Annotated in this window: 19 protein-coding genes and 2 tRNA genes; 14 read left to right on the top strand and 7 right to left on the bottom strand. The window is 60.6% G+C overall.

What is annotated here, in order from left to right; genetic code table 11:
* Nucleotides 1-286 precede the first annotated feature (286 nt).
* Complete coding sequence (locus OOZ53_RS15120) at nucleotides 287-469, bottom strand: hypothetical protein (RefSeq protein ID WP_271090478.1); 183 nt, start codon at nucleotides 467-469, stop codon at nucleotides 287-289.
* A 339-nt stretch (nucleotides 470-808) separates the two neighbouring features.
* On the opposite strand from OOZ53_RS15120, the gene OOZ53_RS15115 reads away from it, so the two are divergent.
* Nucleotides 809-1,246 carry a hypothetical protein gene (locus tag OOZ53_RS15115; protein ID WP_271090477.1) on the top strand — a complete coding sequence of 146 codons (438 nt, stop codon included), beginning with the start codon at nucleotides 809-811 and terminating at the stop codon, nucleotides 1,244-1,246.
* Between the two features lie 76 nt (nucleotides 1,247-1,322).
* Here OOZ53_RS15115 and OOZ53_RS15110 read toward each other — a convergent pair.
* A tRNA-Asn gene (locus tag OOZ53_RS15110) sits at nucleotides 1,323-1,397 on the bottom strand.
* A gap of 158 nt (nucleotides 1,398-1,555) precedes the next feature.
* Here OOZ53_RS15110 and OOZ53_RS15105 point away from each other — a divergent pair.
* The 6 genes from OOZ53_RS15105 (at nucleotide 1,556) to OOZ53_RS15080 (ending at nucleotide 6,700) form a co-directional block, all read left to right on the top strand.
* A complete protein-coding gene (locus OOZ53_RS15105) occupies nucleotides 1,556-1,849 on the top strand; it encodes a hypothetical protein (protein ID WP_425499157.1) in 294 nt (97 codons plus the stop codon).
* 50 nt (nucleotides 1,850-1,899) lie between these two features.
* Nucleotides 1,900-2,406 (top strand): O-acetyl-ADP-ribose deacetylase, encoded by a 507-nt coding sequence (locus OOZ53_RS15100; RefSeq protein ID WP_271090475.1) that lies wholly within the window; start codon nucleotides 1,900-1,902, stop codon nucleotides 2,404-2,406.
* Between the two features lie 163 nt (nucleotides 2,407-2,569).
* Nucleotides 2,570-2,643 (top strand) — tRNA-Cys (locus OOZ53_RS15095).
* 418 nt (nucleotides 2,644-3,061) lie between these two features.
* The gene (gene crtY / locus OOZ53_RS15090; protein WP_271090473.1) at nucleotides 3,062-4,225 is read left to right on the top strand and encodes a lycopene beta-cyclase CrtY; all 1,164 of its coding nucleotides are present in this window, start codon (nucleotides 3,062-3,064) and stop codon (nucleotides 4,223-4,225) included.
* A 10-nt stretch (nucleotides 4,226-4,235) separates the two neighbouring features.
* A complete protein-coding gene (locus OOZ53_RS15085; protein ID WP_271090472.1) occupies nucleotides 4,236-5,741 on the top strand; it encodes a phytoene desaturase in 1,506 nt (501 codons plus the stop codon).
* The gene (locus OOZ53_RS15080; protein ID WP_271090471.1) at nucleotides 5,738-6,700 is read left to right on the top strand and encodes a phytoene/squalene synthase family protein; all 963 of its coding nucleotides are present in this window, start codon (nucleotides 5,738-5,740) and stop codon (nucleotides 6,698-6,700) included. The genes OOZ53_RS15085 and OOZ53_RS15080 overlap by 4 nt, the downstream gene beginning before the upstream one ends.
* Nucleotides 6,701-6,736: 36 nt before the next feature.
* Here the strand turns inward: OOZ53_RS15080 and OOZ53_RS15075 are convergent, their stop codons facing one another.
* The 5 genes from OOZ53_RS15075 to OOZ53_RS15055 all read right to left on the bottom strand — a co-directional run bounded on the left by OOZ53_RS15075 (nucleotide 6,737) and on the right by OOZ53_RS15055 (nucleotide 10,826).
* Nucleotides 6,737-7,252 (bottom strand): sterol desaturase family protein, encoded by a 516-nt coding sequence (locus OOZ53_RS15075; RefSeq protein WP_271090469.1) that lies wholly within the window; start codon nucleotides 7,250-7,252, stop codon nucleotides 6,737-6,739.
* A gap of 98 nt (nucleotides 7,253-7,350) precedes the next feature.
* Nucleotides 7,351-8,568, bottom strand: a complete 1,218-nt coding sequence (locus OOZ53_RS15070) for an ABC transporter permease (RefSeq protein ID WP_271090467.1) — start codon at nucleotides 8,566-8,568, stop codon at nucleotides 7,351-7,353.
* A complete protein-coding gene (locus OOZ53_RS15065; RefSeq protein ID WP_271090466.1) occupies nucleotides 8,565-9,548 on the bottom strand; it encodes an ABC transporter ATP-binding protein in 984 nt (327 codons plus the stop codon). Before OOZ53_RS15065 ends, OOZ53_RS15070 begins: the two co-directional genes overlap by 4 nt.
* An 18-nt stretch (nucleotides 9,549-9,566) precedes the next feature.
* Nucleotides 9,567-10,412: a polyprenyl synthetase family protein gene (locus OOZ53_RS15060; protein ID WP_271090464.1), complete on the bottom strand. Its 846-nt coding sequence runs from the start codon at nucleotides 10,410-10,412 to the stop codon at nucleotides 9,567-9,569.
* Nucleotides 10,413-10,553: 141 nt separating this feature from the next.
* Nucleotides 10,554-10,826: a hypothetical protein gene (locus OOZ53_RS15055; RefSeq protein WP_271090670.1), complete on the bottom strand. Its 273-nt coding sequence runs from the start codon at nucleotides 10,824-10,826 to the stop codon at nucleotides 10,554-10,556.
* On the opposite strand from OOZ53_RS15055, the gene fni reads away from it, so the two are divergent.
* The 7 genes from fni (at nucleotide 10,725) to OOZ53_RS15020 (ending at nucleotide 20,683) form a co-directional block, all read left to right on the top strand.
* Entirely contained in the window at nucleotides 10,725-11,744 is a 1,020-nt protein-coding gene (fni, locus tag OOZ53_RS15050; protein WP_271090463.1) for a type 2 isopentenyl-diphosphate Delta-isomerase, read from the top strand. The two genes, OOZ53_RS15055 and fni, sit on opposite strands and share 102 nt — an antisense overlap.
* Before the next feature lie 141 nt (nucleotides 11,745-11,885).
* Complete coding sequence (locus tag OOZ53_RS15045) at nucleotides 11,886-12,554, top strand: protein-L-isoaspartate O-methyltransferase family protein (protein WP_271090664.1); 669 nt, start codon at nucleotides 11,886-11,888, stop codon at nucleotides 12,552-12,554.
* A gap of 176 nt (nucleotides 12,555-12,730) precedes the next feature.
* On the top strand, nucleotides 12,731-14,074 hold the full coding sequence (locus tag OOZ53_RS15040) for a TolC family outer membrane protein (RefSeq protein WP_271090663.1): 1,344 nt from the start codon (nucleotides 12,731-12,733) through the stop codon (nucleotides 14,072-14,074).
* A gap of 166 nt (nucleotides 14,075-14,240) precedes the next feature.
* Nucleotides 14,241-15,020 (top strand): PopZ family protein, encoded by a 780-nt coding sequence (locus tag OOZ53_RS15035; RefSeq protein WP_271090462.1) that lies wholly within the window; start codon nucleotides 14,241-14,243, stop codon nucleotides 15,018-15,020.
* A 135-nt stretch (nucleotides 15,021-15,155) separates the two neighbouring features.
* Nucleotides 15,156-17,930, top strand: coding sequence for a valine--tRNA ligase (locus tag OOZ53_RS15030; RefSeq protein WP_271090461.1), 2,775 nt, complete (start codon nucleotides 15,156-15,158; stop codon nucleotides 17,928-17,930).
* Nucleotides 17,931-18,174: 244 nt separating this feature from the next.
* Complete coding sequence (gene ilvD, locus OOZ53_RS15025) at nucleotides 18,175-19,899, top strand: dihydroxy-acid dehydratase (RefSeq protein WP_271090460.1); 1,725 nt, start codon at nucleotides 18,175-18,177, stop codon at nucleotides 19,897-19,899.
* A complete protein-coding gene (locus OOZ53_RS15020) occupies nucleotides 19,886-20,683 on the top strand; it encodes a tetratricopeptide repeat protein (protein ID WP_271090459.1) in 798 nt (265 codons plus the stop codon). The genes ilvD and OOZ53_RS15020 overlap by 14 nt, the downstream gene beginning before the upstream one ends.
* Nucleotides 20,684-21,050: the final 367 nt, after the last annotated feature.

Genomic DNA, 21,050 nt, shown 5'->3' with positions numbered 1-21,050 from the left:
GCCGGTCCGCCCCAGCCCTCAATCGGCGGACCGGCGATGCCGGCTGCCGCAGAGCAGGGCGCCGACACGATCTTTTGCAGGCTTCATCTCGCTCCAGACAAACAGAGTGGCGGAGGAAGTCAACGATAGCGGCAGCCATCGCGCAGCACTTTTCGAATCGCATTGAGACATGTGGTGACGGTCGCAAACACCCATGCGTTATTGCTTAAGGCGTTTGTTCAAGAAGGCCTTTTTTGGGGACACCGAAGAAAAGGGCCGGTTGTCTGCCGGCCCTTGTCTGAACGCTTCAGCTTACATGGGGCGGGCGCAGTTCATGGATCGCCGCGCGGACGCGGCGCCAGTTCGCTGCATCTTCGGCCTTGCCTTTTGCATCCAGCTCATTGGCCTTTTGCGCGGCCTCCGCTTCGGCCCGGTCGCCATGGGCGTCGAGCAACTGGCGCGCGTGTTCGACAATCATCGTGGCTTTCATCGTCTCCTCCGTCGCTTGGAGTCATACTGCCATGGCCGGTTCGCGGTGCATTGATGCATATCAAGCCGTGACCGGACGTTGTGATGTGCCGGCGGCGATGCGCAAGGCATGCGGTGCGCCGGCCATTCGCACTGTCAGGACAATTAGGGCGGCAACGGGGCGCTTGCCAGTTCAGGCGTTGTTGCCGGGCGCCTTGCAGGTTGGTGTCGTAATTTCGGTTACGTCCATAAATGACGGAAATTTAATGATTTTCCGGTGTGCCCCGGTATGGGAACGGGTGGGAGGGAAACCCATATGAGCTTTGGCGGGGCAATTGCGATATCATTTGGAGTTCGTTTGATGAGAACACCCTTACTTTCCCTGGCGGCTTTTGCCCTCATGAGTTTTCCGGCCCTGGCAGACCGGCCAGTAACAGACGCGGAACGGGCAAAGATCGATGCGGCGCTCACGGCGATCGGCTGCACCGCGACCGACCTGGAATTCGACACTGGCGACAACCGCTACGAGGTGGACAATGCGACCTGCGGCGGTGAAAGGGGTTTCGACTTCGAGCTCAACACGGCGTTCGAGTTCGTTGATGGCGAGCGCCCGGTCACGGCGCAGGAACAGGCGCGCATCGACGCGGTGCTGAGCGCTGAGGGCTGCACCGCCGGCGTTGCGGAATTCGACTATGACGACAATCGCTACGAAGTGGACGATGCGATTTGCGGCGGGGTGCGTTTCGAGATCGATCTCGACAGCGATTTCAATGTGTTGAAGAAGAAGAGAGACGACTGACGCGCGGCGCTCGCGCGCTGCCTGCGATCGATCGCTTTCGGATCGCCGGTTTCCAGGGTTCGGATTTTTGGAAGAGTGGCTCCCCGGGCCGGATTCGAACCAGCGACCAATTGATTAACAGTCAACTGCTCTACCACTGAGCTACCGGGGAACGATCCACATTGTGGCGTGGGAGCGCGTATAGAAAAGAATTGCGCAGTTGCCAAGCCACTTTGTCAAAAATTTTTCTGTCTTGCGCTTTGCGCCGCCGGTGTCCAAATGAGCAATTGCGCATGCGTTGGCTGCGCAAGTGATGCAGGGGATTGCGGATTGACGGGCTCGCTGCATAGGGACCGGGAAACGACAGATGAGGCACCGAGGCGGGCGCTGCGCATCGGCTCGCACAGGATCCGCCTGCCGGAAAGCCGTATGCTCCGAATGGGGCTCGGCATCCTGCTTGTCATCGGCGGCATACTCGGCTTCCTGCCGATCCTGGGTTTCTGGATGATCCCGCTGGGCCTGCTGATCCTGTCTCATGACCTTCCGACCGTACGGCGCTGGCGGCGCAGGCTTGCTGTCCGGTTTGGCCGGCGCAACGGAGATCGGAACGGCAACCGCAAGTGAGCGTGCGTTACTGTATCGGTCCGCCGATACTGACGCATGAGGAGACAGACATGGAATTGCGGCTTTTGAAAGCGGACATCACGACGCTTGAGGTCGGTGCGGTCGTCAACGCCGCCAACAGCTCACTGCTTGGCGGCGGCGGCGTGGACGGGGCGATCCACCGTGCCGGCGGTCCGCGTATCCTCGAGGAATGCAAGGCGATCGTTAAAAGGATCGGCCGCTGCCCGCCGGGCGAGGCGGTCATGACGTCGGGCGGAAATCTGCCGGCCGATCACGTCATTCACACGGTCGGACCGGTGTGGCGCGGCGGCAAGGAGGGAGAGCCGGCGTTGCTGGCAAGCTGCTATGCGCGCAGCCTTCAGCTTTGTGTCGACAACGATATCCGTTCGGTCGCGTTTCCGAACATCAGCACCGGCATATATGGCTATCCGAAACAGCCAGCGGCGGACATTGCCGTGACGGCGGTCAGGGCGTTTTCAAGCTCGGCGAAGATCGACACAGTCATATTTGCCTGTTTTGACGACGAGAACCACGAAATCTACCGCGCTCTTCTTTGAAGAGACCGACAAATGAAGACCCGCTACAACGGGCCTTGTGCCTTCAGATAGCCATTCGGTAACTGTGGCACCGCAAAAGGCGGAAAATTCCAAATGCTCCCCCTTGCGCAACTCGGGATTTCATTTTAAGTGCGTGCGTCGGCCCGGCAGATCGGCCGGCTGGGGCCTCGTGGCGGAATGGTTACGCAGAGGACTGCAAATCCTTCTATCCCGGTTCGATTCCGGGCGAGGCCTCCAGAAAACCTCCCGAAATCGTGAAGTTTCCGTGGAACCGTTTCCGTCGGTGCGCCGTTGTGGAGACGGTCAGCAGATACCACATGTTTTTCAGTTGCCCCGCCCTTCGGGCGGCGGGAGGGATACCGCTCCCCAGCGACCCCTGGACCAATGCTGACCCCTTGCAGCGCCTTCGCACTCACCGCGTGCGCGGGCGCTCGGGCGGGGCAACAAATTTTGCAGCCCGCCGCAAATCGTTTGGCCGGTGCTTTCACAAATGGTTAGATTGATTGCGGCTGTCCGGGTTGAGAAAGTCGCGCGTTCAGCCATATTGCGAGAGAGCAGCTTGCGGCAGCAGGCGTTTGGACACACGGCCGGACAACCGAACCGACGGGGCCGGGCAGAAGAGGGAACTTCGGTTCTGGGCGCGACGAAATCCACTTTGAAGACGAAATCCGATGTCGTGATTGCCGGCGGTGGTCTCGCCGCCTGCATCATAGCACTGCGTTTGAGCGAAAACGGCCTGAAGGTTGCGATCGTCGAGGCCGGCGAGCAGATTTGCGGCAACCACACCTGGTCGTTTCACAGGACCGATCTGGCGCCGCAGGACTATGAACGCCTTCGCCCTGTTGTGGTTCATGAATGGGCCGGACAAAAGGTGCTGTTCCCGCGCTTCTCGCGCAGCCTGACAACACCCTATGCATCGATAACATCCGATGCCTTGCGCAAGGCCGTTCACGCGGCCGGCAATATCGAGACAATTGAAAACACGAAGGTTGAGGAGCTTCGTGCAAACGGCGTCCTGCTGGACAGCGAAGCCGAAGTCGAGGCGCCCTGCGTGATCGATGCACGCGGATTTGCAACCGACGACGCATTGAGACTCGGCTTCCAGAAATTTGTCGGCGTCGAAGTGGAACTGGGCAGGCCGCATGGCGAAGAGGTCCCCACCATCATGGATGCATCGGTCGACCAGAAGGACGGTTATCGTTTCTTCTACGTGCTGCCGCTTTCGCCGACGCGCGTGCTGATCGAAGATACGCGATACAGCGACGAGGGCACGCTCGACTTCGAGGCGGTGCACGCGGATGTTCTTGCCTATGCCGCCAATCGGGGTTGGGTGGTCAAGGAACTGATCCGGACGGAAAGGGGCATTTTGCCAATCACGCTGGCGCATGACGCCCGCACCTACTGGGAGCGTATTCCGCAACATGTCGCGCCGGTCGGTTTGCGAGCGGCGCTCTTTCATCCGACAACAGGCTACAGCCTGCCGATGGCAGTCGAAACGGCCAATCTGATTGCCGGTCTCGGGCAGGCCGTGACAACCGCCGCCGTTCGCAAGGCCGTTCAGGATTTCGCATTGCGCCGCAGCCGGGAGCAGGCCTATTTCCGATTTCTGAACCGGATGCTCTTCCAGGCGGCACAACCGCGCAAGCGCTATGTGGTGATGCAACGCTTCTATGGTTTGCGGCAGTCGCTGATCCAGCGTTTCTATGCGGGTCGAATCAACCGTGCCGACAAGTTGAGAATAATCACCGGTAAACCGCCCGTACCGATCCAACGGGCACTTCGCTGCGTAAGTGAAACACGCGCGCTTGCGGGAAATTAGAGGTCCGGTCATGGGCAATGTCAGAAAAGCGATTGTTGTCGGATCGGGATTTGGCGGCCTGGCGCTGGCGATCCGGCTGCAGAGCAGCGGTATCCAAACGACGGTTTTCGAGAAGCGCGACCGTCCCGGTGGGCGTGCCTATGTCTACGAGGATGACGGGTTCGTGTTCGATGCCGGACCGACCGTCATCACAGATCCCGATGCTTTGCGCGAGTTGTGGACCCAATCGGGCCGCAAGATGGAAGACTATGTCACGCTGCTGCCGGTCGATCCGTTCTACCAGCTTTGCTGGGAAGACGGTTACCGGTTCGACTATTCAGATGACCAGGCCTCGCTCGATCGCCAGATCGCGCTGAAATCGCCAGGTGACGTGGAGGGCTACAAACGGTTCCTCGATTATTCGGGCGAACTCTATCGCGAGGGTTATGAAAAACTCGGTGCCGTTCCGTTCCTCAATTTCCGCGACATGATCAGGGCTGCGCCGCAACTGATCCGTCTGGAAAGCTATCGCAGCGTCTATTCCAAGGTTGCCAGCTTCATATCGGATGAACAGCTTCGGCAGGCGTTTTCCTTCCATTCGCTGCTGGTCGGCGGCAATCCGTTCGACACGTCTTCCATATACGCCCTGATCCATGCGCTGGAGCGCCGCGGCGGTGTATGGTTTGCCAAGGGCGGCACCGGTGCGCTGATTCAAGGCATGGTCAAGCTGTTCGAGGATCTGGGCGGGACCGTGCGGCTCAACGCACCCGTCGATGAGATCGTGATGGAAGAGGGCAAGGCCCGTGGCGTCATCGCCGAGGGGGCGCGGACGGATGCCGACGTGGTTGCCGTCAATGCCGATGTGGTGCACCTTTACGATCACCTGTTGCGCCGCGACCCGCGCGGTGTGAAGCAGGCCAAGGCGCTGAAGAAAAAGCGCTTTTCCATGTCGCTTTTCGTTATCTATTTCGGTTTGCGCGGCAAGCCGGCCGATCTCAAGCATCACATGGTGCTGTTCGGTCCGCGCTACCGCGAGCTGATTGACGATATCTTCAAGGCGGACGGGCTTGCCGATGATTTCTCCCTCTATCTCCACTGTCCGTCGGTCACCGATGACAGTGTGGCGCCACCCGGCCACAGCGCTTATTATGTTCTGTCACCCGTGCCGCATCTGGGCACCGCCGCCATTGACTGGGATGTCGAGGGGCCACGATACCGCGACCGCATACTCGATTATCTGGAAGCCCGATATATACCGGATCTGAGACGTGATCTGGTGACGTGCCGCATATTCACCCCGTTCGATTTCCGAAGCGAGCTGAACGCCCATCTGGGATCGGCGTTTTCGGTTGAACCGCTGCTTACGCAGAGCGCCTGGTTCCGCCCGCACAACCGCGATGATGTGATCGAAAATCTCTATCTTGTGGGCGCCGGCACACATCCGGGCGCCGGTATTCCGGGCGTGATCGGCTCCGCGAAGGCGACGGCCGGTCTCATGCTTGCCGACTTCGAAGCCGCGGGGGCGGTTTCGCCATGACTGTCGAGGCCGCACAGGGTGCAGCGCCGGGCGATGTGCTGCAGTTCAGCGAGGAAATGATCGCCAAGGGTTCCAAGAGCTTTGCCGCCGCAGCAAAGCTGTTTGCTCCGCAAACCCGGGCGGATGCCGTCATGCTCTATGCCTGGTGCCGGCACGCCGACGATGTCATAGACGGTCAGGAGCTGGGCCATGCGCGCGCCGGGGAAGGCGCAACGCCGGACGGTCAGCTTGCGCGCCTTGCCACGCTGAAGCGGCTGACCGAGGCGGCGCTGGACGGCAAGGCAACGGACGACCCGGTGTTCGAAGCGCTGCGCAAGGTCGTGTCGCGCAACCGGATCCCGCATCGACATCCGCAGGAGCTGCTGGCCGGTTTCGAGATGGATGTAAGCCAGCGGGAATACCGCACCGCCGACGATACCTTGGATTATTGCTACCATGTCGCGGGTGTTGTCGGTGTGATGATGGCGATGATCATGGGCGTTCGCGATGAGGCCGTGCTCGATCGCGCGTCCGATCTCGGACTGGCGTTCCAGCTTACCAATATCGCCCGTGACATCATCGATGACGCACGGGCAGGGCGTGTCTACCTTCCGGCGGATTGGCTCGACGAAGCGGGCCTGACGGAGATAAGCGCAGATCGGCGCGACCAATGGCCGGCCTTGCACGGGCTGGCGTTGCGGCTGCTGGATCAGGCCGAACCCTATTACGATTCCGCCTATGCGGGTCTGTCGGCGCTTCCTTTCCGCTCGGCGTGGGCGGTCGCCGCCGCACGGCGCGTTTACCGTGATATCGGGTCAGTGCTGCGGACAAGAGGTCCGGAGGCGTGGGAAAAACGGGTTTCAACCTCGAAGGGGCGGAAGGTCTGGCTGCTTGCGCTGTCACTCGTGGACGTTCTGGCGACCCGGTTCAAGAGCCGGCAAATCGGCCAGCGGCGCACCGGTCTCTATCAAAGGCCCTGATGCCGAAACGCAGCGGCCGGAAACAGCAGCAATCCGTCAGTCCGCAAGCGCGTCTTTCTCACTCTCGTAGAAGACCAGGTTCCTAGTGTCGCGGTTCTTGCGCAGTTGCGCCCTGAGATCGTCCAGATCCGGGGCCCAGAGAAATCCGAAGGAGACGCACCCATCCTTGCCCTTGACGGCGTGGTGGAGCCGGTGCGCCTGGTAGAGGCGCTTCAGGTAGCCCTTCTTGGGAACGTAGCGGAACGGCCAGCGGTGATGCACAAGGCCGTCATGGGCGATGAAATAGAGCGCTCCGTAGGCGGTGATGCCGACGGCGATCCACCAGACGACCCAGGCATATGTTCCAACCCAGAAAAGAAACACTGCCACGCAGGCAAACACCAGCGCGTAAAGGTCATTTTTCTCCAGGCTGTCGTCATGCGGTTCGTGATGGGAGCGATGCCAGTTCCAGCCCCAGCCATGCATGACATATTTGTGCGCCCACCAGGCGAAGAGCTCCATGGCGGCGATTGTTGCAATGACCAGCGCTGTGGCAATCAGAAACGAGACCATGTTCAAAGCTCGACGTTACTTGGACCGTCTTCCCAACGAGACGGCGCTAATATAGCGCAAATAGGACGTGGCGGGCAGGCGGGCAATCGTCGCACCGGTCAGCCCAGGCGCAGGCGGAACCGCGACAGTATCAGCGCCCCGGCCAGCCCGGCGATGGCCGACGCAGCCAGTGGCCAGAATGACGGCAAGAGAGCCTGCAGCGAATCGCCGCGCCACAGCGCGCCCTGATAGGCCTCGATCGCCCAGGCATTGGGCGTGTACCAGCCGATGTCCTGCAGCCAGGGCGGCATCATGTAGCGCGGTACCATCGATCCGCCGACGGCCGACGCGACGAGAACCAGGAAGCTGGAGATCGTGTTGGCCTGCTGCCGCGAGGCACAGACCGATGCCATGACAAGCGCCAGCCCGGCTGCTGCTGCGGCGGCAAATAGGGTTGTTGCAAGCCAGGCGAGGAAATGCGCCGGAATGTCGACGTCGTAAGCCAGCCAGGCAACGAGGAAAATGAGCGAAACCTGCAACAGGCCCTGCAGGGTCAGAAACAGGAATTTGGCGAAAACGATCACGTCGGTTCCGGCACGGCCGATGGCCACACGATCTATGATGCCGGAGGTGCGCTCCTCGATCAGCGTTGCTGCCCCCTGCATGGCCGAGAACAGCAGGAACATCACGGCGACGGCGCCGGCGTAGTAGCTGATCGTAACGCTGCCACCGCGCCCGGCCGTCGTTTCGACGCCGACCAGCGCGACGTCGCTGTCTGCATCCGATGCCTCGCCGGAATCATCCTGGCCCATTGCATCGATCGCCGCATCGAGCTGTGCCTTTTGCTGCGGCGACAGGCCTCCAGCCATGGCCTCGATGGTCGGCGCGACACGGCGCATCGAGACACCCGGCAGATCCCGAGCGACCAGGCGTTGCACGTGACCGGCCAGAATCGGCCCGGTCATGGCCCGGCCGGCATCGGCAATGACAAGAACCGGTGGTTCCGTTGCTTCGCCGTAGAGCTGGCCGCGCAGAATGAGGCCGACATCGGCCTTGCCGGCCAGCACCGCATCGCGCAGGCCCTGTTCGTCGGCAAACGCGGTTTGCTGCAGCCGCAAGGCAGGCTCATCGTCGATCGCCGCGATCAGCAATTCGGTTTCCACCGAGCCGATCTCGTCGAGCACGGCGACCTTGAGCCGCATTTCATCGCCGCTTGTGCCCGAGAAGATGGCGGCGAAAATGATGAAGATCATCGGCGGCAGGACAAACGCCATGGCAAGCGCGCCGCGGTCGCGCACGAGGCCGAGGATCATGACCTTGAGGATCGCGCCGGTCATGAGCGGCCATCCTCGCCGGTCAGTTTCACGAACAGGCTGTCGAGATCCGGCTCGCGGAACCGGATTTCCTTGATACGCAGATCCGTGCGGTGGAGGGCATCGGTAAGCCCGGCCTGGGCATCGACGGATGTGTCGATCATGCGGCTCCATTCGAGGCCGAGATGACGGCTGGAAAAGCCCAGCCGCTTGAGCATATCGCGTGTCTTGGAGCGGGCCGGTTCGTAAAGATCGACCAGCAATTCGCATTTGGAATCAAAGGCGTCCTTGAGCAAATCCGCCGGGCGCCCCACCGGTGAAAGCTTCCCGTCGCGCAGAAAGCCGACGCGGCTGCACAGCGCCTGCGCCTGATCGAGATCGTGGGTCGTCAGCAACACGGCCAGTCCGGAACGACCGAGATTTCGGATCACCGTATGCAGGGCGTTGCGCGCGCCGATATCGACACCCACGGTCGGTTCGTCGAGGATCAAAAGCGATGGTCCGTGAAGCAGGGCGGCGGCGATGTTGGCACGGCGTTTCCAGCCGCCCGAAAGCGTGTGCACCGCATCGTCGAGATGGCGCGTGAGGCGCGTTGCCTCGACGACGAAATCAAGAATCTTCGCCGTTTGCCGGTGCGACAGCCCGGACAGCCGGCCGAAGGTCATAAGGTTTTCACGCACCGTCAGATGCGGATAAAGAGCGATTTCCTGGGGCACGAGCCCGACACGGCGCAGCGCGCTGCGTTTCGTGTTGTTTTCACCGGATATGCGAATGCGGCCGGCGCTCGGCTTGACGCGCTTGCAGATTGCGCGAACCAGTGTCGTCTTTCCGGAACCATTCGGACCCAAAAGACCGAATATTTCAGACCGGCCGATTGCAAGGTCCAACCCGTCAATAACGCCACGCGAACCGTACCGAACAGACAGACCGGCGATTTCCAGCGCTGTGGGCGCCGCTTCCGGTGGGCGATCCGTCCTGGTCGCCTCGGTCGGTTGTCTTGCCATGAACATGTCAGGTCGAGATTATATTTTGGAACCGAAGATGCTGTCCACAAGCGCCAGAAGACCGGCGCTGTCAAGATCGGTTTTTCGAAGCGTGTCATGTGCGAGGGCGAGATTCTCCTCGCAAGACAGGCGCGCCGCGTCATCTCCGGAAAGTGATACCAGTGTCGGCACACCTTCGTCCTGCCCGACATCTTTGCCGATCGCATCGATGTCGCCGGAATGATCAATGAGATCATCGGCGGTCTGGAACGCCAGACCGACATGTTTCGCGAAATCCTTGACGGCGTCGACCGACGACGGATTCAACCCGGCCGCCAGGGCGCCGATTTGCGCGGAGGCGACGAACAGGGCTCCGGTCTTCAGCCAGTTCAGGTTCTCGATGGGCGAGACCTCGCTGAAACCGTGGCGTTCGTGCAGATCGATTTCCTGACCGGCGATCATTCCTTTCGATCCGACCGCTTCGCACAGGACATCGAGCGCCTGGACCTTGACCTCCGGATCCGTGTCCTGCGACTGGGTGATGATCGCGTAGCCAAGGTTCAGCAATCCGATCGAGGCGAGTATGGCCGTTGCTTCGCTGAATTCCCTGTGCGTCGTTTTGCGGCCACGACGCAGTTCGGCATCGTCCATGCTCGGCAGATCGTCCAGAATGAGCGATGCGGTGTGAACGCATTCGATCGCACAACCGGCCCTGACCGCAAAATCGCGTCCCACGCCACCCGATGCTTCGCTGACGAGGATGCACATGACGGGGCGTATGCGCTTGCCGCCTGCCAAGATGCTGTAGCGCATGGCGCGATGCAGGGATGACGGGTGCATCGCCGCTTCGGGAAGCAGCCGGTCGAGACTTTCATTGACTTCCAACCGGAGAGCTTCGAGCTGTTTGTCGGGGGAGCGAAGACCTGTCCGCTTGAGAGATTGTGCGAATGTGCTGATGATCCTGTCCCCTTCCGGTTGCCGACCTTTATGGCAGCTTCGGCAAGTGTTTTACCCCACTCGCCCTTTTTATCTCATTATAGGGCGAACGATGGCCGAGTAATGAAGCAATGCACAAACGCTCTTGACCGCCAATCCTTTTTTTACACCTACTATCCCCTGGAACACAAAAGGCCAGGCTGTCAGAAGCGGCTGAATGGTTCTTGCCTTTGAGGAAGTATAACCGGGATTGAAGGGCGAATGCCGACCAAAAGGAAAGACGAACACCTTTCGATTGTCCTTGGACAACGCCAGAAAAAATCCACCGGAACCAGCGGATTTGAGAGAATCGAGTTTGTCCATTGCGCCTTGCCGGAATTGAATTTGGACCAAATTGATCTTGGTACGTCTTTTTTGGGCAAACGGATCAGTGCGCCGATTCTGGTCAGCTCCATGACAGGCGGCCCGGAGCGCGCCGCCACAATCAACGAGAACATTGCCCGGGCCTGCGAAACGCTGAAGCTTCCCTTCGCGGTGGGCTCGCAGCGGGTGGCGATCGAGGAGGGCATGGATGGCGGTCTGGACAGCGGCCTGCGGTCCCTTGCCCCGTCCGTACCCATCCTGGGCAATCTGGGTGCCGCGCAGTTCAATCGCGGATTTGGCCCTGAAGAAGCGCTCAGGGCCGTCGAGATGATCGAGGCCGACGCTCTTTACATCCATCTCAATCCGCTCCAGGAGGCCGTTCAACCGGAGGGGGACCGCGACTGGTCCGGCCTGTTCGACAAAATCGTCTCTGTTTCCGAGGCCCTGCCGGTTCCCGTGGCGATCAAGGAGGTGGGGTCCGGAATCTCAGCGGCGGTGGCGCGTCGCTTCGTCGATGCGGGAATCGCGATCATCGATGTGGCGGGATCCGGCGGCACAAACTGGGCCGCCGTCGAGGCCGCACGTATGTCGGATGCGCGTGAGGCGGCGCTCGCGAACGCTTTTTCGGACTGGGGCATTCCGACCGTCGATGCCGTAGTCGAAGCTCGTGCAGCCTGTCCGAAGGCGACGATCATTGCCTCAGGCGGTATCAAAACCGGCATTGACGTGGCAAAGGCGGTGCGTGCCGGGGCGGACATGGCGGGGCAGGCGGCCGGTCTGTTGCATGCGGCAAACGATTCGCCGGATTCGCTGATCGGGCACTTTGAAGATGCGATCCGTCAGTTGCGGATCGTATGTTTCTGCACGGGATCCGCGGATCTTGCAGCGCTGCGGATAGCTCCGGTGCGGGACGCGTAGCATTTGACGCGACGACCTGACGTTCGATGTGGCGGCTCCGACACCCGGCGGGACAAATTGCCCGGTTTTCGAAAGGTCGCTTGAAACGTTCCGCCACGCGCATTATTAGCAGGACAAATAATTCGGAGACGCTGAATGACCATCGATTTTGAGCTGGCGCGCACCAGAATGGTCGACAACCAGATCCGCACCACGGACGTGACGTCTCATCCGGTGCTGCAGGCGTTCCTGTCTGTCGCGCGCGAAGACTTTGTACCCGCCAACATGCGGGAGCTTGCCTATATCGACGACGATATCCGCATTTCATCCGGCCAGGATGGTGCGATGGATCGATTCCTGATGGAACCGTCTCCGCTTGCCAAGCTCTTGCAACTGGCGGACGTCAAAAAGGACGACGTCGTGTTGGAGATCGGGTGCGGCACGGGATATGTGTCCGCGCTGCTGTCCCTGCTCGCGGATTCCGTGGTCGCGCTGGAATCGGATCCGTCACTGGCTGAGGCGGCAACCGAATCACTGTCCAGTCTCGGCTACGACAACGTGGCCGTCGTCACCGGTGAGCTTGCGCAGGGCTACAAACCCGAGGCGCCTTACGACGTGATTTTCATCGGCGGGGCGGTTGAGCAACTGCCAGATGCACTGTTTGACCAATTGCGCGACGGTGGCCGGCTCGTTGTTGTCGAGGGGCATGGCAATGCTTCAAAGGCCGAGCTCTATGTGAGCGAAGGCGGCAATACCTCGGCACGCAGGGGCTTCAATACCTCGGTCAAACCATTGCCTGGATTTGAGAAGGCGGCAGAGTTCGTTTTCTGATTGCGCAGTCACTGTGCTTTATTGGTCACAGGACGAAGGCCATCGGATGCGAATATGTCAGGGCCATTGTAACCGAAGGTCGAACATATAATATCTGCGGGTACCATTGGATGGGTCGCAGCTGCCGTGGTAATGTTTCGAAGCAGCCGATTGAGGGGAAAATCGCTTTGTCCAGTATGCGTCGAAAATTGCTGATAACCGCTGTTCTGGGCGCGACGGCGCTGGCACCTGCCACCGTTTCGGCAGAAACCATCCTTGGCGCCATGGCAAGGGCCTACGAGAACAATCCGGATCTGAACGCGGCGCGCGCGGGGCTTCGTGCGACGGATGAGGGCGTTGCCATCGCCAAATCCGGATATCGTCCACAGATTTCCGCAAGCGCAAGTGCATCGGCCACCAATGTCGATGTCGGCGGGTTGCCGGTTTCGGTGCAGAGCGAAGATGCCTCGGTCGGCGTTTCCTTCACACAGTCGCTGTTCGATGGATTTCGCACAAAGAACAATGTCCGCGCCGCGGAGGCCAATGTGTTTGGCGGGCAGCAGAACCTGTTGAATACGGAAATGACCATCCTGCTTTCGGCAGCGCAGATCTACGCCAATGTCGTGCGCGATGCGCAGATCGTCCGTGTCAGGCGGCAGAATCTCGAGTTCCTGCGTGAGCAACGCAATGCCGCGCAGGCGCGTTTCGACGTGGGTGAGGGCACTCGGACCGATATCGCCCTGGCGCAGGCACAGCTTGAGTCCGCGCGTGCGTCCCTCTTGTCCGCACAGGCCCAGTACAAGTCGAGCGTTGCGGTCTATGTACAGATTATCGGTATTGCGCCGAAGAATCTGAAGGCGCCGAGCCCGACCCGTAAGGCGATTCCGCGATCTTCGACCGCGGCCGTGCAGGCCGGGCTGCGCGAGCATCCGAACATTTTGAGCGCCCAGTACTCGGTGGATGCCGCAGCGTTCACCGTAAAGGCCGCCGAAGGGGCGCTGCTGCCGAGCGTATCGCTCTCCGGATCGGTCAGCCATGCCGATGGCGGCACGACGACAAGCACGGTTTCGACGACGCTCAGCGTTCCGATCTACCAGGGCGGTTCTGCTTCGGCTACGGTCCGGCAGGCGAAGGAAACGTTGGGCCAGGCGCGCATTCTTGTCGATTCGGCGCGCCGCGAAGTGCAGCAGAACATCGTCACGGACTGGGCCCAGCTTGAGGCGTCGAAGGCGTCGATCGCCGCCAATGTGGCGCAGGTCCAGGCCGCGCAGCTCGCGCTGCAGGGTGTGGTCGAGGAGCGCAAGGTCGGTCAAAGCACGACGCTGGATGTTCTCGAAACCCAGTCGAACGTGCTGTCGGCTCAGGAAAGCCTTGCCCAATCCCAACGCGATGCGGTGGTTGCCAGCTACAGTCTTTTAAGCTCCATGGGGCGGCTGACGGTTTCGCGGCTCGGCCTCAGGGTGGCGAAATACCGGCCTGAAAAACACTATGAGGCCGTGAAGGACAAATGGTTCGGCCTGCGTACCGTCGACGGCCGCTGACCGGCACGCGCCGGTAAATTTCCAGCTACAAATCTGTGCACCGGATTCCGCATTTCTAGGCGTGGGATTCTCTTCCGCAATTCAATAGCATAAACTTGGGTGGTGATTCGGGATCGGCGGCTTGCCGGCATCCGAATCCTGATGCGGCAGATTTACGAGGAACGGTATGGCACAGGCAAATGTGGCACATGAGCCGAGCATGGAGGAAATCCTGGCCTCCATTCGTAAGATCATAGAGGAAGGCGACGACCCTGAAACCGCAGCCGCCGCGCAAGCGGCGCCTGTAGCGAAGAAGCCCGCTGCGGTGGAAGGCAGCAGCGCGATAGAGGAACCGGTCGCGCCGATCAAGGCGGCAAACGAACCGCGCAGGCCGGAGCAACCCAAAGCGGGGCCCGTTGTTTCGCGGGACGTCCAACGCGGCGATGCGGCCAGCGCGGCTGCTCAGCCGAAGGAACGGAAGAGTGCATCCGCTCCTCGCGGCCTTCCGGGAGATCCGGGCCGATCCACAAGGCCTGAGGCAGCGCCGACCAAGAGGCCGGTGTCCCTTGCGCGGCTCGCAGCGCAGGTGGACAGCGAAACCGACCGGGACGACACATCGCACATCGCGGCGCCGGCCAATGACCCGCCATCGCTGAGAAGTGTCGGTGAAGCCGGAAACAACGGCGAGGCCGGAAAGGGCCAGCAATCCATGACAACGCAATCGGAAGCCAGCCTTCTCGGCGCGCATGATTCTCGCGCCCTGATTTCGCAGGAAGCCGGCGACAAGGTGGCAGCCTCATTCGACAATCTCAGCCATGCGGTCGTGAACGGGCCAAGCCGTTCATTCGACGAGATCGCTGAAGACATGTTGCGCCCGATGCTGCAGCAATGGCTGGACGATAATCTGCCGACGCTTGTTGAGCGTCTGGTCCGCGAAGAAATCGAACGGGTCGCGCGCGGGCGCTAGGTCGCGCCTGCAGATCAATCCTGAACGGGCTCGTGAATTCCGGACAGCTTGCCGGCTGTCCGGGAATTTGGCTTGAACGGCGCGGACAGTGAGGGTACACCGCACAGCGACCTTTCCTCACAGACGACCGTTTCAATGCTTGAAAAAAACTACGACGCCGCCAAGAGCGAGCCAAAGATAGCCAAACGTTGGGAAGAGGCCGGCGCCTTCAAGGCCGGGGCCGGCTCCAAGCCCGGCGCCGACAGCTTTTGCATCGTCATTCCGCCACCGAATGTCACGGGCTCCCTGCATATGGGGCATGCCCTGAACAACACGCTGCAGGACATTCTTGTCCGGTTCGAGCGCATGCGCGGCAAGGATGTGCTCTGGCAGCCGGGCATGGACCATGCCGGCATCGCCACGCAGATGGTGGTCGAGCGGCAGTTGATGGAAAAGCAGCAGCACCGGCGCGACCTGGGCCGTGAAAAATTCATCGAGGAGGTCTGGCGCTGGCGCGACGAATCCGGCGGCGCCATCTTCAACCAGTTGCGGCGGCTGGGGGCTTCCTGTGACTGGTCGCGTGAGCGCTTCACCATGGATGAAGGGCTTTCAAAGGCCGTCCTTGAGGTCTTCGTTACGCTCTACAAGGAAGGCCTGATCTACAAGGACAAACGTCTCGTAAACTGGGATCCGAAACTGCTCACTGCGATCTCGGATCTGGAAGTCGAGCAGGTCGACACCAAAGGCCACCTTTGGCATTTCCGGTATCCGCTTGAGGATGGCGTTACCTATGAGCACCCGGTTGCCTTCGACGACGATGGAAAGCCGACCGAATGGCAGACCCGCGATTACCTGGTCGTTGCGACCACGCGGCCGGAGACGATGCTTGGCGATACCGGCGTTGCGGTTCATCCAGACGATGCGCGCTACACATCGATCGTCGGCAAACATGTGCTTCTTCCGCTGGTCGGCCGGCGCATTCCGATCGTCTCCGATGAGTATCCCGATCCGGAAGAGGGAACCGGTGCGGTCAAGATGACACCGGCGCATGATTTCAACGACTTCGAGGTTGGAAAGCGCGCCGGTCTTCGTGCCGTCAACATCATGACCCGTGACGGCCACCTTGCGCTGAAGGACAATGAGGATTTCCTCGAGGGTCTCGAGGAAAGCGAGGAACTCGGTCACACGCTCGATCTGTGCGACGGCGCTCCGCGGTTCGAAGCGCGCAAGAAGATCGTCGCACGCATGGAAGAGCTCGGTCTGCTGGACAAGGTCGAAGACCACCGGCACAAGGTTCCGCATGGCGACCGTGGCGGTGTGCCCATCGAGCCCTTCCTGACGGACCAGTGGTATGTGGACGCCAAGGTGCTTGCCGAACCGGCAATCGCTTCCGTTCGCGAGGGACGGACGGACTTTGTTCCCAAGAACTGGGAGAAAACCTATTTCGAGTGGATGGAGAACATCCAGCCATGGTGCATCTCCCGGCAATTGTGGTGGGGACACCAGATTCCGGCCTGGTACGGGCCGGATGGCACGGTTTTCGTCGAGCGCACGCAGGAGGAAGCGCAGGCGGCCGCGGATGACTATTACGGGCAGCCGAGCGAACTGACGCGCGATGAAGATGTCCTCGACACCTGGTTCTCTTCGGCGCTGTGGCCGTTCTCGACGCTCGGATGGCCTGAGAAGACGCCGGAGCTTGCGCGCTACTATCAGACCGATGTGCTGATTACCGGATTCGACATCATCTTCTTCTGGGTCGCACGCATGATGATGATGGGCCTCCATTTCATGAAGGACGAGAACGGCACGCCGATCGAGCCCTTCCACACGGTCTATGTGCATGCGCTCGTTCGCGACAAGCACGGCGCCAAGATGTCGAAGTCGAAGGGCAACGTGATCGATCCGCTCGAACTCATAGACGAGTACGGCGCGGATGCCTTGCGCTTCACACTGGCGATCATGGCCGCGCAGGGACGCGATGTGAAGCTGGATCCGCAGCGTGTGGCCGGCTACCGCAATTTCGGGACCAAGCTGTGGAATGCCGCCCGCTTTGCCGAAATGAACGGGGTCGCGCTGCAGAAGGATTTCGATCCGCTCAAGGTCAAGCTCACGATCAACCGATGGATTCTGACCGAGCTTGCACGCACCGTTCACGCGATCACTGCCGGGGTCGAGAGCTACAAGTTCAACGAGGCATCCGCCGCCGCATACCGTTTTGTCTGGAATCAATTCTGCGACTGGTACCTGGAGTTGCTGAAACCGGTCTTTGGTGGCGAGGATGAGGCAGCGAAGAAGGAATCCCAGGGCTGCGCCGCCTATGTTCTCGATGAGATATACAAGACGCTGCATCCGTTCATGCCGTTCATGACCGAGGAATTATGGGACCAGACGCCCGGTCGCAAAGAGCTGTTGTGTCACGCGTCCTGGCCGGAGCCGGGCTATCAGGACGAGGAAGCCGCCGATGAAATAAACTGGCTTGTCGATCTCGTCTCAGGGCTGCGTTCCGTCAGGGCGGAAATGAATGTTCCTCCCTCTGCGGTCGCACCGCTTGTCGTTGTCGGCGCGGCGGAAGAGACCTGCGTGAGGCTGCTGCGCCACGATCCGGCCATCAAGCGCCTGGCGCGGGTTGAGGATGTCGTGCTTGAGCAGGAGGCCCCGAAAGGCTCTGCTCAGATCGTCGTCGGTGAGGCTACTTACTGCCTGCCGCTCGGCAACCTGATTGATATCGACGCCGAAAAAGCCCGCCTGGAGAAGGCCTTAGGCAAGCTCGCGGCAGAGCACGAAAAGATCGAGAAAAAACTCAAGAACGAGAAATTCGTGGCCAACGCCCGCCCGGAAATCGTGCAGGCCGAACGGGATCGGCTTGTCGAGCTTGAGGAGCAGCGGACAAAACTGGCGATCGCGCTCAGCCGCGTTGAAGAGGCGGAGTGATATCAACCAACCGGTGAGCGACCAATAAAGTTGAAGTCCGGTTGTAAACCGGTCTTTAATTTTTACTCCAAAAACCCCATGTGAATCTAAGATGTGACGAATTGGCAACACTTTTTTGTCAAAGGTTTGCTATGACCGCAGTGTGACGCGGCCGCCAACATGCGGCCACAAACCAAACGCATCCGTCTGCGAAGTAAATGCGTGCGGTATAGACGAATACGCATTCTGTATTTTGAGGACCTAAATGGACGCCAAGACCATCGACAAATCCAGGCTCCCGAGCCGCCATACAACGGTCGGCCCGGCACGGGCGCCGCACCGTTCTTATCTTTATGCGATGGGATTGTCGTCCAAGGAAATTGCGCAGCCGCTCGTCGGCGTCGCAAGTTGCTGGAACGAGGCCGCGCCGTGTAACATCTCGCTGATGCGTCAGGCGCAGGTCGTCAAGAAGGGCGTTGCCGCGGCCAATGGAACACCGCGTGAATTCTGCACCATTACAGTGACCGACGGCATAGCCATGGGGCACCAGGGCATGAAGTCTTCGCTGGTGTCGCGCGACGTGATCGCCGATTCGGTGGAACTGACGATGCGCGGCCATTGCTATGACGCGCTGGTCGGTCTTGCCGGCTGCGACAAATCGCTGCCGGGCATGATGATGTCGATGGTGCGTCTCAACGTGCCGTCCGTCTTCATCTACGGCGGTTCGATCTTGCCCGGCACCTTCCGGGGCCGGCAGATTACCGTGCAGGACGTTTTCGAGGCTGTCGGCCAGCATTCGGTGGGCGACCTTTCGGACGAAGACCTTTCCGAGATCGAGCAGGCGGCGTGCCCGTCTGCCGGATCCTGCGGTGCCCAGTTCACCGCGAACACCATGGCGACCGTGGCTGAAGCCATCGGCTTGGCGCTGCCTTACTCGTGCGGCGCGCCCGCGCCATACGAAATACGCGACCGGTTCTGCTATGCATCCGGTGAAAAAGTCATGGAGCTGATTGCGCGCAATATTCGGCCGCGCGATATCGTTACACGCGAGGCGCTTGAAAATGCGGCGGCGGTTGTCGCCGCATCGGGCGGCTCGACGAATGCCGCGCTCCACCTGCCGGCGATCGCCCATGAATGCGGGATTGAATTCGATCTGTTCGATGTCGCGGAGATTTTCCGCAAGACGCCTTATGTGGCCGATCTGAAGCCCGGCGGCAAATATGTGGCCAAGGACATGTTCGAGGCCGGCGGCATTCCGTTGCTGATGAAGACGCTGCTGGACCATGGCTATCTGCATGGCGATTGCCTGACAGTGACCGGCCGCACAATTGCCGAAAACATGGAATATGTCGAATGGAACGACCAGCAAGATGTCGTTCGTCCGGCCAATGATCCAATCACAACGACCGGCGGTGTTGTAGGGCTGAAAGGCAATCTTGCTCCCGAAGGCGCGATTGTGAAAGTGGCGGGGATGGCCAATCAGGTCTTCTCCGGTCCGGCGCGTTGTTTCGACTCAGAAGAAGAGTGCTTCGAGGCCGTGACAAAGCGCGAATACAAGGAAGGTGAAGTCCTTGTCATTCGCTATGAAGGCCCGAAAGGCGGACCTGGAATGCGTGAGATGCTGGCGACGACCGCCGCGCTTTACGGACAGGGCGTCGGCGACAAGGTCGCGCTGATAACCGATGGACGGTTCTCCGGCGCGACCCGGGGCTTCTGCATCGGTCATGTCGGACCGGAGGCCGCCGTGGGCGGGCCGATCGGCCTGTTGAAGGATGGAGACATTATCGAGATCGATGCCGTGGAGGGCACGATCAATGTGCGTTTGAGTGACGAGGAGCTGGCCCAAAGGGGTAGGGACTGGCAGCCGCGTGAAACGGATTACACATCCGGTGTACTATGGAAATACGCCCAGACAGTCGGAACCGCGCAGAAGGGCGCCGTTACGCATCCGGGCGGAGTAAAAGAAAAACAGTGCTATGCAGATATCTAGTTTGACGGTCGGGCGCCTGTTTGCCTGCATGTTGGCTTTGACGATCGGCTCTGCCGGGTCGGCGCTGTCGTTCGATCCGGATGCCGGTGTGGACGAGAAATCCGGACCGCTTGTGCTCTTCAAATTCGGGTTCTCTGCCTACAAGAAGGGCAAGAAGGATGACGCTGTTGAGGCGTACCGGCACGCCGCCGAGCAGGGACACCCCGGCGCGCGCTGGGCGCTCGCCAATATGTATGCGGCCGGTGACGGTGTCGTCGAGAATGACTATGAGGCGTTCAAGATCTATGACCGGATCGCCCGCGAGGGCGTTGAGCCCGGATCAAGCGAGACCGGCTATTTCGTAAACGCCCTTGTGCGGCTCGCCAGCTACTACAGGCGTGGCATTCCAGACAGTCCCGTGACCGCGGATCCCGCACAGGCCAGGCAGCTCTATTTCCAGGCCGCGTCGGTCTTCGGCATTCCCGAAGCGCAGTATCAGCTCGGCAGCATGATGTTGGCGGGTGAGGGCGGCCATGCCGACCTGCGGCAGGCCAAGAAGTGGCTCAACCGGGCCCGCAAGTCCGGACATCCGGCGGCGGCTGCCCTGTTTGGCGACACCATCTTCCAGGAAGGCCATACCGTTCGCGGACTTGCCTATATGACCGTTGCGCTGGAACGCGCGCCGTTGAACGATCGCGACTGGATTCAGCAGAGGCAGGAACAGGCCTTTTCGGTCGCCAACGAGGCCGACCGCCGCACGGCGATCGCGCTTGCAGAGGACATGCTGGCCAACGGCAACAATTAAGGCTGAACAGCAGGCGGGTAATCTGCGCAGGCGTGCCATGCACAGCCCGGCGTAACTGCCTTAGAGCGACGCTTTCCTGCGCATTTCGCTCCAGTTGAAGGCGCTGGGACATCCCTCCTGAAGGCGTTTCCAGGACGTGTTGTTCAACACCCGCTCGCACCGGGCCAGAAAATGTTTCCCGGATGCCGTCCTGATGCAGAACAGTTCTCCGAGCCCAACGCGCTGACCGTTTGCCACACAACTGCAATTGATGTCATCTCCGGCCGTGGCCGTTGATGCGGAGAACAGTCCGAAAGTCAGAAGCGCGCCGCCGACAAGCGATCGACACCGCCGGGAAATTGTCACAGCGTGGGCCATAGAACGGGTC

Origin of the sequence: Allohoeflea poritis (assembly GCF_027889715.1) — a bacterium.
In the GTDB taxonomy this organism is placed as follows: Bacteria; Pseudomonadota; Alphaproteobacteria; order Rhizobiales; family Rhizobiaceae; genus Hoeflea_A; species Hoeflea_A poritis.
Note: the sequence above shows the minus strand (reverse complement) of the source record. Positions and strands in the feature narration are given on the sequence as shown.

Coding starts and splice junctions, on each gene's coding strand:
- OOZ53_RS15120 (WP_271090478.1), bottom strand. CDS start 469: ATGAAAGCCACGATGATTGTCGAACACGCGCGCCAGTTGCTCGACGCC.
- OOZ53_RS15115 (WP_271090477.1), top strand. CDS start 809: ATGAGAACACCCTTACTTTCCCTGGCGGCTTTTGCCCTCATGAGTTTT.
- OOZ53_RS15100 (WP_271090475.1), top strand. CDS start 1,900: ATGGAATTGCGGCTTTTGAAAGCGGACATCACGACGCTTGAGGTCGGT.
- OOZ53_RS15085 (WP_271090472.1), top strand. CDS start 4,236: ATGGGCAATGTCAGAAAAGCGATTGTTGTCGGATCGGGATTTGGCGGC.
- OOZ53_RS15080 (WP_271090471.1), top strand. CDS start 5,738: ATGACTGTCGAGGCCGCACAGGGTGCAGCGCCGGGCGATGTGCTGCAG.
- OOZ53_RS15075 (WP_271090469.1), bottom strand. CDS start 7,252: ATGGTCTCGTTTCTGATTGCCACAGCGCTGGTCATTGCAACAATCGCC.
- OOZ53_RS15070 (WP_271090467.1), bottom strand. CDS start 8,568: ATGACCGGCGCGATCCTCAAGGTCATGATCCTCGGCCTCGTGCGCGAC.
- OOZ53_RS15065 (WP_271090466.1), bottom strand. CDS start 9,548: ATGGCAAGACAACCGACCGAGGCGACCAGGACGGATCGCCCACCGGAA.
- fni (WP_271090463.1), top strand. CDS start 10,725: ATGCCGACCAAAAGGAAAGACGAACACCTTTCGATTGTCCTTGGACAA.
- OOZ53_RS15055 (WP_271090670.1), bottom strand. CDS start 10,826: ATGGACAAACTCGATTCTCTCAAATCCGCTGGTTCCGGTGGATTTTTT.
- OOZ53_RS15040 (WP_271090663.1), top strand. CDS start 12,731: ATGCGTCGAAAATTGCTGATAACCGCTGTTCTGGGCGCGACGGCGCTG.
- OOZ53_RS15035 (WP_271090462.1), top strand. CDS start 14,241: ATGGCACAGGCAAATGTGGCACATGAGCCGAGCATGGAGGAAATCCTG.
- OOZ53_RS15030 (WP_271090461.1), top strand. CDS start 15,156: ATGCTTGAAAAAAACTACGACGCCGCCAAGAGCGAGCCAAAGATAGCC.
- ilvD (WP_271090460.1), top strand. CDS start 18,175: ATGGACGCCAAGACCATCGACAAATCCAGGCTCCCGAGCCGCCATACA.
- OOZ53_RS15020 (WP_271090459.1), top strand. CDS start 19,886: ATGCAGATATCTAGTTTGACGGTCGGGCGCCTGTTTGCCTGCATGTTG.